Genomic DNA, 16,764 nt, shown 5'->3' on the forward strand with positions numbered 1-16,764 from the left:
TAGAAGATGATGAAAAAGGTGCTTTTTATTCGTCCCGATACCCGTGAGGACGGCAAAATTTGGTGGTGTGAATCCGGTAACGATCGGGTGGAATATCTGACGGGCTGGAGCGCACTGAGCGAACTTTCCTGCCATCCGCTTTCTCAGCAGGTGTGCCTTTTGCTGCCGGCGAGCGAGACGATTTTTCGTCATTTTACCCTGCCGAAAAAAGGACTTTCAGCCCAGACGGCGCAGTTCTCGTGGATGGCGGAAGAGACATTGCTCGGCGAGGTGGAGACGCTGCACTGGACGGTGCTGAACAAAAAGGGGCCAGAAGTGGATGCCGTGGCCATCGACGCTGAACGTCTGCGCCACTGGCTTGAGCTGTTCGCTCAGGCGGGGCTCACGGTGATCCAGGCGCTGCCGGATGCCTGGCTGCTGCCGGTGAGCGAAGGGGGCACTACGCTGGTGAGCCTGGAAGAGAGCTACTGGCTGCGTTTTTCTCCCAGCAGCGCTGGCGAAGCCGATGCGGTCCTGCTGCCGCTGCTGTTGAGTAAATGCCCGACGGGTGAGGTGTGCTGCTATGGCGATGCGCCGCAGGAGGTGCAGGTGGATGAACTGCTGGCGTGGCAGCATCCGCTGGTGTTGATCCAGCCCCAGTGGCAGGGCTGTCGTATCAACATGCTGCACGGGGAGTTTTCCGGGCGCAGCGCCAGCGGTCCGCGTTTTCGCCACGCGAAAACGGCCCTCGTTGCGGCGGCGCTGGTTTGCGTCGGCCTGCTGATCGGCCCCCGCGTTGGTATGGCGGTGATGCTCACTCACCAGCAAAACGAGATCCACCGCGAGATGACCACCGTAGCGCAGCACTATTTCCCGACCCTGCGCCAGACCAGCAACCTGAAATACTACGTCGGGCAGAATATCAGCAAGGCTAAGAAAGGGGTCTTCCTGCAGCTCGAAGCGCTGAATCAAATCAAGCAGTCACTGCCGTCTCTGGAGATCAATAACGTGGAATATGACGAAACGCAAAATCAGCTGACGTTGAATGTGAAATCCATGGATAAACAGACCCTGCAGGATTTTGTCGCCCGCAGCGCCGATACCTTTGAATTTGCGATGCAGCCGATTTCCGGCGAGGCGCCTTATACCGCCATTATTACCGGGAGCTATAAATGAAAACGCAAATAGCCCAGTTAAAAAAACGTTGGCAAAATTATAGTCCACGCGAGCGTAATTTATTTAAACTCTGCGGCGGGGCACTCTGCTGTGCGATGGTTTATTACGGCGCGATGATGCCGCTCGATACTCTGATCAAAAATAACGAGGCCGTGTTATTTAAGCAGAAGCAGACGCTGAACTGGATGCGCCAGGAAATTGATAAAAACCATCTCCAGTCCAGAATAGTCAATACCCCGAATCCGCGCAGCGTGGTGGAAGAAAGTGCCAAAGTCGTGCACGTCGCGTTGACAGACGTGCGTCAGGAAGAGCAGTCGCTAACCTTTGTTGTCGAACGCGTCAACATTTCTGCCCTGCAAAACTGGCTGCGTGAGATGAACGTCTCTTCCGGTATACATCTGGAAAAACTCGCGTTAACGCCGGTGGATCGTCAGAGTGAGGTGAAAGCGCACATTACGCTGAGCTGGGCGAAAAGCGCATGAACCTGCTAATGCTGTTGCAGCAAGCGAATCTGCCGGGACTATGCGTGATGAGCGGAGCGCTGGGGGCAATCCTCGGCAGTTTCCTGGGCGTAGTCGGGGAGCGTATTCCGCCGCTGGTAATGGAAGAAGAGGGGGCAGGCAATCTGCTGTTTCCCGCCTCTCACTGCCCGGAATGCCACCATACCCTGAGCGCGTGGGAAAATATTCCCATCATTAGCTGGTGTGCGCTGCGCGGTCGCTGCCGTCACTGCCATAGCGCGATTCCGCTGCGGCTGCTGCTGGTGGAAGTCTGTAGCGCTGCCTTTTTCGCCGCCAGCGCCGCGCTGGCACCGTCGTTTTCGGCGCTAATCGCGCTGTGGGTGATGTGGAGTTTTCTGCTGCCGCTGGCGGTGATCGATGCGCGCCATATGCTGCTGCCGGACTGCCTGACCCAGCCGCTGCTGTGGACGGGGCTGATGTTCCATGCCCTGTTCCGGACGCTACCGCTGACCGATGCTATCTTTGGCGCGGTGGCGGGGTATCTGTCGCTCTGGCTGGTTTACTGGGCATTCCGTCTGCTGACCGGTCGGGAAGGGTTAGGCTATGGTGATTTTAAGCTGCTGGCAGCGCTAGGCGCGTGGTGCGGATGGCAGGCGTTACCCTCTATTTTGCTGATCGCGGCGCTGGGGGGTATTATTATGCATTGCCTGTTAAAACCCTTTGAGAATAAAAATAACCTTATTTCCTTTGGCCCATACATTGCGTTTTCCGGGCTGGCTGTATTTATTTCTCAAATCCCCTATCTCATCTTTTAAATAATGCAGTCAAGTTTTTTTTGAGGTTTTTTCATTGAGGGAAGAAAAGGAGAAAATAAATTCCCCATTGTATTCTCTTCTCCGCAATAACAGATTTGTTGAATGTTTTATGAGTGGAGGAAGGTACGGCGTAATAATAAGTAGGTCTTTGGTGAACCAGAAGCGTTCACGATTAATTTATCAGTAAATAACGTTCGTCCATGTTTAATGGAAAAGCATGGGTATTTAATTTCACAAATCGTATTATCAGGATCAAATAATGAAATTTCTGAAGCCTAAATATCTGGCACTCTTCGTTGCAGCGGCTGCAAGCCCGGTGTTCGCAGCAGTGCCCGGTAAAGCAACTATCGCCAGTGGTAATGATAAATTTGCCATTGTCGAAGTTGATCAGTCTGCTTCTGCTTACAATAGCCTGGTCAAAGTCCATGATGGCGCCGATGTTAAAGTGCAGTGGGACGTCTGGAGCGGCGCGGCGCCGACTTCAGCGAAAGTGCTGCTCGACGGCAAAACCGTCTGGACCGGCGCAGGCAGCATGTCCGGCACGGCTACGTTTAAAGTGAAGAAAGGTGGTCGTTATCAGGAAACGGTTGAGCTCTGCAATGCCAGCGGCTGCAGCACCAGCGCCAGCAAACTGATTATCGTCGCGGATACCGACGGTAGCCATCTGCTGCCACTCAACACCACCATGCAGGAAAATAACAAAACCCTCTCTAAGCACACCGATAAAGTGGTGGGTGCTTATTTCCCTGAGTGGGGTGTTTACGACCGTAACTTCCCTGTAGACAAAATCCCGGCGGCTAACCTTAACCACATTCTTTATGGCTTCATTCCAATCTGCGGCGGCGACGGCATCAACGACAGCCTGAAAACCATCGAAGGCGGTAACAGCTTCGAAGCGCTTAAGCGCGCCTGTGCTGGCCGTCAGGACTTCCAGGTGGCGATTCACGACCCGTGGGCCGCACTGCAGAAGCCTCAGGCTGGCGTAAGCGGCTGGGACGATCCCTACAAAGGTAACTTCGGCCAGCTGATGGCAATGAAGAAAGCCAACCCGGGCCTGAAAGTGCTGCCTTCTATCGGTGGCTGGACCCTTTCCGATCCGTTCTTCAAAATGCATGACAAAGCGATCCGCGATCGCTTCGTGGCTTCCGTTAAAGATTTCCTGAAAACCTGGAAATTCTTCGACGGTGTGGATATCGACTGGGAATTCCCGGGCGGCGGCGGTCAGAACGAAACGCTGGGCAACCCGCAGCAGGATAAAGAGACTTATACCGCACTGATGCGCGAACTGCGCGCCATGATGAATGAACTGTCAGCCGAAACCGGCCGTACCTTTGAACTGACCTCAGCAATCGGCTCAGGCAGCGACAAAATTGAAGACGTTGATTACACCACTGCACAGCAGTACATGGATCACATCTTCCTGATGAGCTACGACTTCTACGGCGGCTGGAGCAACACCGATCTGGGTCACCAGGCGGCACTGCGTGCGCCGGCGAACAAACCGGATACTAATTACACCACCGAAAACGGCGTGAATGCACTGCTCGCGCAGGGTGTACAGCCTGGCAAAATTGTCGTGGGGACGGCCATGTATGGTCGCGGCTGGACCGGCGTTCACGGTTACAGCAATAACAACCCGTTCACCGGCACGGCAACGGGCATGGTGAAAGGGACCTGGGAACCGGGCGTGGTTGACTATCGTCAGATCGTTAACGAGTACAAAGGCAAAGCGGGCTGGGAATACAACTATGATGCTACCGCTGAAGCGCCGTATCTGTTTAACAAAACCACCGGCGATCTGATTACCTATGAAGATGCGCGTTCCGCAACGGCGAAAGGTCAGTATGTGCTCGCGAAAAACCTGGGCGGTCTGTTTGCCTGGTCTATCGACTCCGATACCGGAGACATTCTGAACGCGATGAATGAAAGCCTGACAGGCGGTGGCGCTGCGCCGGTTGATCCGGTAGTGACCAACCATGCGCCTGTGGCGACTGCCGCTGACCAGAGCGTAACCGGTCCGGCGACGGTGACCCTGGATGGCTCGGCTTCCACCGATCCGGATGGCGATGCCATCACCTACAAGTGGACGCAGATCTCTGGCCCGTCGGTGACTATCACCAACAGCACCAAAGCGAAAGCGACCTTCAACGTTGCCGCTGTCACCAGTAACCAGACTCTGGCGTTCCGCCTGACGGTTACTGACGCGAAAGGGTTGAGCAGTACTGCTGACGTCCAGGTCGTGAACAAAGCGCCGAAAGCAAACCAGGCGCCGGTTGTGAACCAGATGGAAGCCGTGACGCTGGAAGCGGGCCAGAGCTACTCTCTGCACGCTCAGGCTAACGATCCTGATGGCGACGCGCTGACCTACTCCTGGAGCGTTCCTGCGAATATGCAGGCGACAGGCGCAGATACCGCGAACCTGAACATCACCGCGCCGGACGTGGACACGGAATCAACTTACACGCTGAGCGTGCTGGTAAGCGATGGCAAGTCCAGCGTACAGACTAACGTACAGGTGACGGTAACGCCTAAAGCAGCGGAAACGCCGTCTGACGAAGGCAACACCCCATCCGATGAAGGCAACGCGCCGTCTGACGAAGGAAATACCCCATCCGATGAAGGCAACACGCCATCTGACGAAGGTAACACCCCATCAGATGAAGGCAACACGCCGTCTGACGAAGGTTCTGCCACCAATAGCTGCGATAAGCCTGTTGACGCCAACGCCAGTAAATATGCTGCCTGGAGCGCAAGCAAGGTTTACAACGCGGGGAATACCGTCAGCTTCGACAACCTGGTCTGGAAAGCAAAATACTGGACTCAGGGCAACCAGCCGGGCTTCGGTGTGGATGCATGGGAGCTGGTAAGTCAGGTGAAATTCAACTGGCGCTCCGACGTGGTTTATAACGGCGGCGACACCACTACCTACAACGGTTACACCTACACCGCGAAATGGTGGACGAAGGGTGATAAACCAGGTAGCAGCGATGTATGGGTGAAAAAAGGCCCGGCGACTGACTGCCAGTAAGCCACTGCTATAACGATGCGGGTAAGAAATTTGCCCGCTATTACGGTCCACGTCCCGAGACGGACGTGGGCCGTAAATCAGGAAAAGAGTAATAACCGCGTAAGGAGACAATGAAAAAGAGCCGGACTGAAAATGAAAACGTTATTTTTATTGTTGCTGGTAATAAGCCATAGCGTCTTTGCCAACTGCTGGGATAAAGCCGCCAGTTATTATCATGTGGATCCTTATCTGTTATATGCCATTGCTAATGTTGAATCGGGAATGAATCCGAATGCGATTGGACTGAATCACGATGGCACGCGTGATGTCGGCCTTATGCAGATTAACAGTTCACATTTTTCCGAGCTGGAGCGAAAAGGCATTAATGAGTACCGATTAATTACCGAGCCCTGCACCTCGATTATGGTTGGCGCATCGATATTATCCGGAATGATTAAAATTTATGGCTATAACTGGGAGGCGGTCGGCGCCTATAACGCGGGCCTGAGAAAAGAGAATTTCGCGCAGCGCATGGTCTATGCCCGTAAGGTCTGGAATAAATATCAGAAGTTAAAACGTAGCACCCGCACCCATTATTATTGATTTTTGTTTTTTGAAGAGTACCGAATGGTGTTCTTCATAAAACGAAAACTGCTCCCGGGTTTATTTATTAAATGATTAATAAATAAACCGCGAAAATTAACTTTTATTGACCCTTAATATAATTAAGAGGACTAGTGACATGAACAAAAGGACATTACTCAGTGTTCTTATCGCGGGCGCATGCGTTGCACCGTTTATGGCTCAGGCAACCCTGCTGCAGGCCAGCAGCGAACCTTACACCGTTAAGGCCAGCGATCTGCAGAAGAAAGAGCAGGAGTTGACCAACTTCCCGCTTATGGCTTCAGTGAAGTCAACCATCCGCACGCTGGACAACAGCCTGGTGGAACAAATTGAGCCGGGTAAATCGACAAACCCGGAAAACGTCAAGCGCGTGGAAGGGATTATCAAGGCCAGCGACTGGGACTATCTCTTCCCACTGCGTGCGCCGGAATATACTTACAGCAACTTCCTGAAAGCGGTCGGTAAATTCCCTGCACTGTGCCAGACCTATACCGATGGTCGTAACAGCGATGCCATCTGCCGTAAGTCTCTGGCAACCATGTTCGCGCACTTCGCGCAGGAAACCGGAGGCCACGAGTCCTGGCGTCCGGAACCCGAGTGGCGTCAGGCACTGGTCTACGTGCGTGAGATGGGCTGGAGCGAAGGTCAGAAGGGCGGCTACAACGGTGAATGTAACCCGGATGTCTGGCAGGGTCAGACCTGGCCGTGCGGTAAAGACAAAGATGGCGATTTCGTTAGCTACTTTGGTCGCGGTGCGAAACAGCTCTCCTATAACTACAACTACGGCCCGTTCTCTGAAGCGATGTACGGCGACGTACGTGTACTGCTGGACAAACCTGAGCTGGTGGCGGACACCTGGCTGAACCTTGCTTCCGCGATCTTCTTCTTCGCCTACCCGCAGCCGCCAAAACCGAGCATGCTGCAGGTTATCGACGGCACATGGCAGCCGAACGATCACGATAAGGCGAATGGTCTGGTACCAGGCTTCGGCGTGACCACGCAGATCATCAACGGCGGCGTAGAGTGTGGCGGCCCGACTGAGATCGCCCAGTCTCAAAACCGTATCAAATATTACAAAGAGTTCGCCAACTACCTGAAAGTACCAGTTCCTTCTAACGAAGTGCTGGGCTGTGCCAACATGAAACAGTTCGACGAAGGCGGTGCCGGCGCGCTGAAGATCTACTGGGAACAGGACTGGGGATGGAGTGCGGATACTCCATCAGGCCAGACCTATTCTTGCCAGCTGGTGGGTTACCAGACGCCATTCAGCGCCTTTAAAGAGGGGGACTACACCAAATGCGTGAAGCATTACTTCAATGTGAACGTGGTGGGTGAAGACGGGACTTCCGACGGCGGTAACGTCACGCCAACCCCGGCGCCAACACCTACCCCGACCCCTGTCGACCCAACGGACGAAGGCAACACCACGCCGGTGCCAGACGATAATACTCCAGCGCCTGTAAACCATGCGCCAGTAGCAAAAATCTCCGGCCCGGTGGGAGCGGTTGAAGCGGGTAAATCAGTTTCTCTGAACGCGTCTGGCTCGACTGACGAAGACGGTAACCACCTGACTTATACCTGGACGGCTCCGAACGGCCAGACCGTAAGCGGCGAAGATAAAGCGATTATTACCTTCAATGCGCCAGACGTGGCAGCGGCGACGCAGTACCAGATCAACCTGACCGTCAGTGACGGCGAGCTGAGCAGCAGCACCAGCTATACGCTGAACGTACAGCCGAAACAGGCCAGCGGCGGCCAGACCGGGACTTACCCGACCTGGACGTCCAAAACCAAATGGAAAGCAGGCGATATCGTTAACAACCGCGGCCAGCTGTTCCAGTGCAAACCTTACCCATACAGCGGCTGGTGCAATAACGCGCCATCCTACTACGAGCCTGGTAAAGGGATTGCATGGCAGGACGCGTGGACTGCGCTGTAATCAGCAAAATGACAAACGGCAACCTTCGGGTTGCCGCTTTTTTCATCGTAAAAATGCCGGACCCAATCTACCGAGGAAGTTTCCCGTGATCCCGCAGCCACGCCGCGGTGCGCATAATCCCTTCATCCAGCGTCACAATCGGTTTATACCCTAGCTCATTCTCCGCACGCGAAATATCCAGCGTGAAGTCAAAGTTAAGTTTAGAGACGCCGTAATGCGTCAGCGCAGGCTCTTTGGCTGATTTACTGCCAAAGCGCTCCATGCTGCGGGCAATCATATCCAGCATTGGATAGGGAACAGAACGGATACGGCAGTCGATCTGCAGCTCGTCAATTAAGCGCTGCACAATGCTGCGCAGCGTGCACGGTTCGCCGTTGGTGATGTTGTAGGCGCGACCGGAGGTAAGCTTATCGCAGTCCGGCTGGCTGGCCAGCCACATGGCGTGAACGGCATTTTCGTAATAGGTCATATCGACCAGCGCATCGCCGCCGCGCGGCAGCAGCACGCTGCCGTAGTGGTGCATCATCTGCGCCAGACGAGGAATAAACACCTTGTCGTGCGGCCCGAACAGGCTCTGCGGACGCAGGACCGTAAAGCGGGTATGCGGGTTTGACTGCGCCAGCAGGTCGATGACCTCTTCGCTGGCCGCCTTGCTGCGGGCAAACTCGCAGGCAAAGCGAGCAGGGCGGAAATCTTCCTGCACGTCACGATGGTGGTGATAGTCGAAATAGAGTGACGGTGACGAGATATGAATAAAGTTACGCACGCCCCAGGCAACGGCCCATTCACCCAGACGGCGGGTAGCCCGCACGTTGGCGAGATCGAAGGCTTCCTGGGTTCCCCACGGGGAGGTAAAACTGGAGCAGTGCCACAGCGTGTCGATACCGGCGAGCATCATTTTCGCCTGCGAGGAGACCAGCTCCGTCAGGTCGGCATGGACGAACTCTGCGCCCATTTTTTGCAGCAGTTTTCCCATCGCTTCGTTGCGACCGGTAGCCCTGACGCTGATGCCCTTGTTGCGCAGAAATTCGACCGCATTTCGGCCTAAGCCGCTGGTCGCCCCGGTAACCAGTACCTTCATATCAATCCACTGTGTTGAAAAGAATTTCGTGCGCATTCTTTCGTGAATTACGGCGCTATGCAATGGGAAAGGTGAAAGAAAGAGAGTTTTATTTAGATCTTTTCCGTCTTTTGTTCTGCCAGTTGCGCAATGCGTTTCGCCATCCCACGGAAGATAAACAGGTGGGCAGGGATCATCAACAACCAGTAGAACAGACCCGGCATTCCGTGCGGATGCCACCAGGCGCGCACGTCCAGTTCACGATAATCCCCTTTGTCTTTCAGGGTAAAGCAGAGTCGACCCAGCCCCGGGGCTTTCATACCGAACAGCAGCGCCAGCTGTTTTTCCGGCTCGACGATGATCACCTTCCAGCTGTCTACCGTGTCGCCCACCGCAAGATACGGGTTTGCCGGGCGGCCTTTTGCCAGCCTGTGGCCCACCAGCAGGTCCATCGCCCCGCGCGTTTGCCAGAGGATATTACCGAAGAAATACCGATCTTTGCCGCCAATCTGGTTCACCACTCCCCACAGCGCGGCCAGGCTGGCATTGGTTTTCACCGTGCAGCCCGCCTGTTTCGGGTAATAGCCGTATTCCGGGCGCCAGCGGGCAAACGCCTGAGCGTCGTAACCCCAGTCGCTGGAGTTCACCAGCTGTTCTTCTTCCTTGAGCGTTTTGCGCACGGCATCGTCAAAGCGGATCAGCTCCTGGGGAATGAGTGCCCGCAGTTCGCGATCGTCCGCCAGTAAATCGTGCTTCAGCCCCTGGATCAGCGCTTTGGCGGTCGTCGGCGGCACGGAGGTGATCACATTCAAAAACCACACCGAAATCCAGCGGGTCGGGAAGGGAATGGGGATCAGCCAGCGGCGGCGGCCGCTGACGCGCATGAAGTGTTCGAACTGCTCCTGATAGCTCAGCACTTCCGGGCCTGCCGCCTCCAGCACGCGGTGCTGCTCCGCCGGGCGATCCAGCAGGGCTACCAGATAATGCAGCAGGTTCTCCAGCGCAATCGGCGTGGTGCGCGAACGCACCCAGCGCGGCGGCGTGAGTACCGGCAGGTTGTAGACCATATCGCGCATCACTTCGAAGGCGGCGGAGCCTGCGCCAACGATGATCCCGGCGCGCAGTTCGGTGACGGGAATATTGGCGCCGCGCAGGGTCTCAGCCGTTAGCTGGCGGGCACGCAGATGATCGGATTGCTCATGCTCGGGAGCCTGAAGCGAGCTTAAAAAAATCACCTGCTTAACCGGGGTTTGCAGCAGCGCATCGCGGACGTTCATCGCCACCTGTCGCTCGTGGGCGATGAAATCCCCGCCTTCGCCCATGCTGTGCACCAGGTAGTAAAGCGTGTCGACCCCTTCCAGCAGGGCGGGAAGTTCCTTCGGCCAGTTGAGGTCAACGCTGTGGCAGGTAACGCCAGGCAAACCGAGTTTTTGCAGGCGTTCGGTGTTGCGTGCCGCAGCCAGCACCTGATGTCCCTGCTGGCTTAACGCCGCGGTGAGATGCTGACCGATATACCCGCTGGCGCCGAGCACCAGAATGCGTTGCGGCACGTGATGCTCCTTATCGCTGTAAAAACGCCTGCCAGTGTTTCACCACGTCCGCCAGCTGTTCGCGGCTCACGTCGAGATGCATGACCAGGCGCACGACAGGAGAGGCGTTGATCAGCACGCCACGTGTTTTCATAAATTCGCCAAGCGCAGCGGCGCGATCCTCGCCCACTCGGACGAACAGCATGTTGGTGTCGTGGCGCATCACGTCGGCGCCAATCTCGCGCAGCTGCGCCGCCATCCACGCGGCGTTGTCGTGATCGTTCTTCAGACGCGCCACGTTGTTTTTCAGGGCATACAGCCCGGCAGCCGCCAGAATACCCGCCTGACGCATCCCGCCGCCGGTCATTTTGCGCCAGCGGTTGGCGCGCTTGATGTAGTCCGTATTGCCAACCAGCAGTGAACCTACAGGCGTGCCCAGTCCTTTTGACAGGCAGATAGTGAACGAGTCGCAGTACTGCGTAATCTCTTTCAGCTCGCAGCCATACTCCACTACGGCGTTAAAGATACGCGCGCCGTCCACGTGCAGGGCGAGTTTACGCTCGCGGGTAAATTCCCACGCCGCCTTCAGGTACTCGCGCGGCAGCACTTTGCCGTTGTGGGTGTTTTCGAGGCTGAGCAGTTTAGTGCGGGCGAAGTGAATATCGTCGGCTTTGATTTTCGCCGCGACTTTATCGAGCGGCAGGGAGCCGTCCGGCGCGGCGTCAATCGGCTGCGGCTGAATGCTGCCGAGCACGGCCGCACCGCCGGCTTCGTAGAGATAGTTATGCGCGCCCTGGCCGACGATATACTCTTCACCTCGCTCGCAGTGGCTGAGCAGCGCGACCAGGTTCGCCTGTGTGCCTGTCGGCATAAACAGGGCGGCCTTCTTGCCGCTCAGTTCTGCCGCATAGCGCTGCAGTTCGTTTACCGTCGGATCGTCACCGTAGACGTCGTCCCCGACCGGAGCGGCCATCATCTCTTCGAGCATGGCCCGACTCGGGCGGGTAACGGTATCACTGCGTAAATCAATCATTTCACATCCCTTTAATTTAAGAGGTCATGCGAAATGTTTTACCTGAGCCAGTTGGTTTTTGCCAGTTCGATCACCTCGTCGCCTCGGCCGCTGATGATTGCGCGCAGCATGTACAGGCTAAAGCCTTTGGCCTGCTCAAGCTTAATCTGCGGCGGGATCGCCAGCTCTTCTTTGGCGACGACGACATCCACCAGCACCGGGCCGTCGATGGAGAAGGCGCGCTGCAGGGCTTCATCTACCTCGGAGGCTTTCTCCACGCGAATACCGGTGATGCCGCAGGCCTCGGCGATGCGCGCGAAGTTGGTGTCGTGCAGCTCGGTACCGTCCGTGAGATAGCCTCCGGCCTTCATCTCCATCGCTACGAAGCCCAGCACGCTGTTGTTAAATACCACGATTTTTAGCGGGAGCTTCATCTGTACCACCGACAGGAAATCCCCCATCAGCATGCTGAACCCGCCGTCGCCGCACATCGCCACCACCTGACGCTCCGGCGCCGTGGCTTTTGCGCCCAGCGCCTGCGGCATGGCGTTGGCCATCGAGCCGTGGTTGAACGAGCCGAGCAGGCGACGCTTGCCGTTCATCTTCAGATAGCGTGCCGCCCAGACGGTTGGCGTGCCCACGTCGCAGGTAAAAATGGCGTCGTCGTCCGCGAAATGGCTGATTTGCTGCGCCAGGTACTGCGGGTGAATGGCTTTGTCGCTTGGTTTTGCGAGGTCGTCCAGCCCCTTGCGGGCATCGCGATAGTCGCTTAGCGCCTTATCAAGGAACTTGCGGTCGGTTTTCTCTTCCAGCAGCGGCAGCAGGGCGGCAAGGGTAGATTTGATATCGCCCACCAGCGCCATATCGACCTTGCTGTGCGCGCCGATACTGGCAGGGTTGATATCAATCTGAATGATTTTGGCATCCGTCGGGTAGAACGCGCGATACGGGAACTGGGTACCAAGCAGGATCAGCGTGTCGGCGTTCATCATGGTATGGAAGCCGCTGGAAAAACCGATCAGTCCGGTCATGCCAACATCGTAGGGGTTGTCGTACTCGACGTGCTCTTTGCCGCGCAGGGCGTGGACAATCGGGGCTTTCAGCTTTCCGGCAAATTCCAGCAGCTCCTTGTGCGCGCCAGCGCAGCCGCTGCCGCACATCAGGGCGATATTGCTGGAGTAACGCAGCAGCTGCGCCAGCTTTTTCAGCTCCTCTTCTGCTGGTGTGACGACGGGCTGCGGGGCGTGATACCAGTGAGTGCTTGCCCCTTCTGGCGCAGCCTTGAGGGCCACATCGCCCGGAATAACGACCACAGAAACGCCGCGATTCAGCACGGCTTTACGCATGGCGATCGCCAGCACCTGAGGGATCTGCTCCGGGGATGAAACCAGTTCGCAATAGTGGCTGCATTCACGGAACAGCTCCTGCGGATGCGTCTCCTGAAAATAGCCGCTGCCGATTTCGGACGAGGGGATGTGGGCGGCAATCGCCAGCACCGGCACGTGATTGCGGTGACAGTCGAAGAGACCGTTGATCAGATGAAGGTTACCCGGTCCGCACGAGCCCGCACACACGGCCAGTTCACCCGTAAGCTGCGCTTCAGCGCCTGCGGCGAAGGCGGCAACCTCTTCATGGCGGGTCGGCATCCATTCGATGGTCTTCATCTTGTTAAGGCTGTCGCTGAGTCCGTTCAGGGAGTCGCCGGTGACGCCCCAGATACGTTTTACGCCAGCCTGTTCGAGCGTTTTCGCTATATATGCAGCCACGGTTTGTTTCATGGTTGTCCGTCTCCTTTTTGTGATAACGCTTACAAGCTTAGAAGAAAGTCTCCGTATTGCCCGTCGCATCCCCACAATTAAAAGGTGCTTTTCACGCGCAATTATTCGGCATAATCTGGCAGTGTCTCAGTTAAAACAGGAATAATTTCAAATGGTTAAATCATTGTTAATTGCTGTTAATGAAAAGCTATCGTGCGACGATCTTGGCAAACTCTTGTTACGACTTGCCGTCGGCGGGCTGATGCTTTTTCACGGTTTGCACAAGCTTTTTGGCGGCGTGGGGTTTATCAGCGGCATGCTGGTGGAAAAAGGGCTGCCGGGATTTATCGCCTACGGCGTGTTGGTTGGCGAAGTCGTGGCGCCGATCCTGATTATTGTCGGGCTGTTTACGCGGCCGGCCGCGCTGGTACTGGCGTTTACGATGATTGTGGCGTGGCTGATGGTGGGAATGGGTGAAACGTTCGCCCTTGATAAGGTTGGGGCATGGGCGATTGAAAGCCTGGTATACTTCTTTATCGGCTCGCTGGCTGTCGCGTTTTTAGGGGCAGGGCGGTTTGCGCTGGGTAAAGCGCCCGCGTGGCGGTAAAATTGTTGGTCGGGTAAACGCAGTACCGCCCGGCAAAAAAGCCCGGTGGTGCTGACGCTTACCGGGCCTACGAACGAACGTTTATCGTTTATGCGAGGACCAAATCCCCCAGCGGATGGCACGAGCACGCCAGCACGTAACCCTCGGCAATTTCCGCGTCGGACAGCGTCATGGTGCTGGTGACGGTGTACTCACCGGAAACCACTTTGGTTTTACAGCAGCCACACACGCCAGCACGACAGGCAGCTGCTACCGGCACCTTGTTGCTTTCCAGCGCCTCCAGCAGCGTGGTCCCCACGCGGCCAAAGAAGGTCTGGGCAGGCTGCAGTTTGGTGAACTTAACGCCGCCGTTGCTTGCCGCTTCCGCCACCGGCGTGAAGAACTGCTCTTTGAAGAAGCGGGCTACGCCAAGCGCTTTCACTTCTTCTTCCACGATAGCCATGTACGGCGCCGGGCCGCAGGTCATCACCGTTCGGTTCGCAACATCCGGCACGCTTTGCAGCAGCTCGCGGCTCAGGCGACCAGGCACAAAACCGTGGGTCGCGTTGTGTTCCGCCACCAGCGTCACCGGATATTCACGCCACTCCTCGGCAAAAATCACATCTTCCGGGGAACGGACGCTGAAGATCGTCTGCACGTCGGCCTGGGGGCGGTTCTTCGCCAGCCAGCGGCGCATCGACATAATTGGCGTTACGCCACAGCCCGCCGCCAGCAGCAGGAATTTATCGTCATCTTTGTCGTCACAGGTGAATTCCCCCTGCGCGTCGGACAGCCAGATGTAATCCCCGCGCTTCACGTCCTGCGTCAGCCAGTGGGAGCCCGCGCCGTCGTCAATGAGGCGGACGGTGAGCGTAATGTATTCGCTCACGCCCGGCGTCGAGGAGATCGTGTAGGCGCGCAGGGTGTCCGCCGAATTGCGAATGCTGACCAGCGCATACTGGCCTGCACGATATGGATAGTAGTCATGGCACAACAGCGACAGAGTCCACACATCCGGCGTCTCCTGATGGATGTGATGAACCTGCATCCGCCACGGGCATAGTGAGGTTGGCATGGTCATGAATCCCTCCTTACGCGCTCAGCAGCTGCTTCATATCGTCTTCAACGTTGGTCACGGAACGCAGACCGAATTTCTCGTTCAGCACGGCCAGCAGGTCCGGCGTCAGGAAGCCTGGCGCGGTCGGTCCGGTCACGATGTTGGTGACGCCAAGAGAGAGCAGGGTCAGCAGGATGACAATCGCTTTCTGCTCAAACCATGACAGCACCAGGGACAGAGGCAGATCGTTCACGCCGCAGCCCAGTTTCTCCGCCAGGGTGACCGCCAGAATGATGGCCGAGTAAGCATCGTTACACTGGCCCGCATCAATCAGGCGCGGCAGGCCTTCGATATCGCCGAAGTCCAGCTTGTTGAATCGGTATTTACCGCACGCCAGGGTCAGGATCAGGCAGTCTTCCGGCACGCTGGTGGCGAAATCGGTGAAGTAGTTACGCTCGCCGCGCGCGCCGTCGCAGCCGCCGACGAGGAAGATGTGGCGCAGCTTTTCACGGCTGACGAGATCGATCAGTGAATCGGCGGCGCCGAGAAGCGTCTCGCGACCGAAGCCGACGGTGATCAGGTGCGGGATCTCGCTGTACGGGAAGCCCGCCATCTGCTGCGCCTGGGCGATAACCGGACCGAAATCATCACCTTCAAGATGGCTCACGCCCGGCCAGCCGACGATGCTGCGGGTCCAGATGTGGTCATCGTACGCGCCGACGGTAGGGTCGATGATGCAGTTAGATGTCATCACGATAGGGCCCGGGAAGCGGGCGAACTCAACCTGCTGATTCTGCCAGCCGCTGCCGTAGTTACCGATCAGATGCTTAAATTTACGCAGCTCCGGGTAGCCGTGCGCGGGCAGCATTTCACCGTGGGTGTAGACGTTAACGCCGGTGCCTTCGGTTTGCTTCAGCAGGTTGTAGAGATCTTTCAGGTCGTGACCGGAGATCAGGATGCACTTGCCTTCGGTAGCCTTGACGTTGACCTGCGTTGGCGTCGGGTGGCCGTAGGTGCTGGTTTCACCGGCGTCCAGAATGCTCATCACCCTGAAGTTCATCTGGCCGATTTCCATTGAGCACTCAAGCAGGGCATTCATATCGGCAGGCCAGGTGCCCAGCCACGCCATGATTTTGTGGTACTGCGCATAAATCTCATTGTCGTACTGACCCAGAACGTGCGCGTGCTCCATATACGCCGCAGCGCCTTTCAGGCCGTACAGGCACAGCAGGCGCAGGCCGAGAATGTTCTCCCCAATTGCCGCTTTGTCTTTGTTCGGGGTGAATTCTGCCGCCTGGCGCTGGAGGTCGCCGAGATCGTCGCTGACCAGCTGAAGTTCTGACATCGGGTTTTCCACGCGGGCGCTGGCATCCGCCTTCAGACACTGTGCCTTCAGCGCTTCACGCAGGGCAATCGCTTCGCGGGCGTAGCCGACAATGCGCGGAGAGTCGAAGTTAACGTTGGTCAGCGTGGAGAAAAACGCGCGCGGGGCGAAGCTGTCGACGTAGTGGTCGACTATGCCGTATTCGCGGGCTTTGAACGCCCAGGCGGAAAGGCCTTGCAGAGCCGCAATCAGCAGGTCCTGCAGGTCAGATGTTTCTGCGGTTTTGCCGCACATACCCTGTGCGTAGGAGCAGCCGTTGCCTGCCGGGGTACGGATGGTTTGTTCACATTGCACACAAAACATAATCACACCTGTTAAAGTTATATTTGATATACATGTTTAAGGTTATGCTCGTGCCGGAACGGTGAAAAGGGCTTT

The 16,764-nt window shown here is 56.6% G+C and carries 13 protein-coding genes; 7 read left to right on the forward strand and 6 right to left on the reverse strand.

Annotation, left to right across the window (positions count from 1 at the left end):
* The first annotated feature begins 9 nt into the window (after nt 1-9).
* From gspL to F0319_RS03025, 6 genes are all read left to right on the forward strand, one after another.
* Nucleotides 10-1,155, forward strand: a complete 1,146-nt coding sequence (gene gspL / locus F0319_RS03000) for a type II secretion system protein GspL (RefSeq protein WP_149366356.1) — start codon at nt 10-12, stop codon at nt 1,153-1,155.
* Nucleotides 1,152-1,637, forward strand: coding sequence for a type II secretion system protein GspM (gene gspM / locus F0319_RS03005; protein ID WP_149366249.1), 486 nt, complete (start codon nt 1,152-1,154; stop codon nt 1,635-1,637). Before gspL ends, gspM begins: the two co-directional genes overlap by 4 nt.
* Entirely contained in the window at nt 1,634-2,431 is a 798-nt protein-coding gene (locus F0319_RS03010; protein WP_149366250.1) for a prepilin peptidase, read from the forward strand. The genes gspM and F0319_RS03010 overlap by 4 nt, the downstream gene beginning before the upstream one ends.
* A 259-nt stretch (nt 2,432-2,690) precedes the next feature.
* Entirely contained in the window at nt 2,691-5,459 is a 2,769-nt protein-coding gene (locus tag F0319_RS03015; protein ID WP_149366251.1) for a glycosyl hydrolase family 18 protein, read from the forward strand.
* Nucleotides 5,460-5,591: 132 nt separating this feature from the next.
* Nucleotides 5,592-6,041: a type III secretion system invasion protein IagB gene (iagB, locus tag F0319_RS03020; protein WP_149366252.1), complete on the forward strand. Its 450-nt coding sequence runs from the start codon at nt 5,592-5,594 to the stop codon at nt 6,039-6,041.
* Nucleotides 6,042-6,180: 139 nt separating this feature from the next.
* A complete protein-coding gene (locus F0319_RS03025; protein ID WP_149366253.1) occupies nt 6,181-8,001 on the forward strand; it encodes a chitinase in 1,821 nt (606 codons plus the stop codon).
* 67 nt (nt 8,002-8,068) lie between these two features.
* Here the strand turns inward: F0319_RS03025 and F0319_RS03030 are convergent, their stop codons facing one another.
* The 4 genes from F0319_RS03030 to poxB all read right to left on the reverse strand — a co-directional run bounded on the left by F0319_RS03030 (nt 8,069) and on the right by poxB (nt 13,380).
* Nucleotides 8,069-9,082, reverse strand: coding sequence for an NAD-dependent epimerase/dehydratase family protein (locus F0319_RS03030; RefSeq protein ID WP_149366254.1), 1,014 nt, complete (start codon nt 9,080-9,082; stop codon nt 8,069-8,071).
* Nucleotides 9,083-9,174: 92 nt separating this feature from the next.
* Nucleotides 9,175-10,611: an SDR family oxidoreductase gene (locus tag F0319_RS03035; RefSeq protein ID WP_149366255.1), complete on the reverse strand. Its 1,437-nt coding sequence runs from the start codon at nt 10,609-10,611 to the stop codon at nt 9,175-9,177.
* A gap of 10 nt (nt 10,612-10,621) precedes the next feature.
* Nucleotides 10,622-11,623 carry a low-specificity L-threonine aldolase gene (ltaE, locus tag F0319_RS03040; RefSeq protein ID WP_149366256.1) on the reverse strand — a complete coding sequence of 334 codons (1,002 nt, stop codon included), beginning with the start codon at nt 11,621-11,623 and terminating at the stop codon, nt 10,622-10,624.
* 38 nt (nt 11,624-11,661) lie between these two features.
* Nucleotides 11,662-13,380: a ubiquinone-dependent pyruvate dehydrogenase gene (gene poxB / locus F0319_RS03045; RefSeq protein ID WP_041910648.1), complete on the reverse strand. Its 1,719-nt coding sequence runs from the start codon at nt 13,378-13,380 to the stop codon at nt 11,662-11,664.
* 151 nt (nt 13,381-13,531) lie between these two features.
* Between poxB and F0319_RS03050 the strand changes: the two genes are divergently transcribed.
* A complete protein-coding gene (locus F0319_RS03050; protein ID WP_115874615.1) occupies nt 13,532-13,966 on the forward strand; it encodes a DoxX family protein in 435 nt (144 codons plus the stop codon).
* 88 nt (nt 13,967-14,054) lie between these two features.
* Here F0319_RS03050 and hcr read toward each other — a convergent pair whose 3' ends face one another.
* Nucleotides 14,055-15,026, reverse strand: a complete 972-nt coding sequence (gene hcr / locus F0319_RS03055; protein WP_149366257.1) for an NADH oxidoreductase — start codon at nt 15,024-15,026, stop codon at nt 14,055-14,057.
* 10 nt (nt 15,027-15,036) lie between these two features.
* Nucleotides 15,037-16,689 (reverse strand): hydroxylamine reductase, encoded by a 1,653-nt coding sequence (hcp, locus tag F0319_RS03060; protein WP_149366258.1) that lies wholly within the window; start codon nt 16,687-16,689, stop codon nt 15,037-15,039.
* Nucleotides 16,690-16,764 lie beyond the last annotated feature (75 nt).

Source organism: Enterobacter vonholyi, assembly GCF_008364555.1.
GTDB lineage: Bacteria > Pseudomonadota > Gammaproteobacteria > Enterobacterales > Enterobacteriaceae > Enterobacter > Enterobacter vonholyi.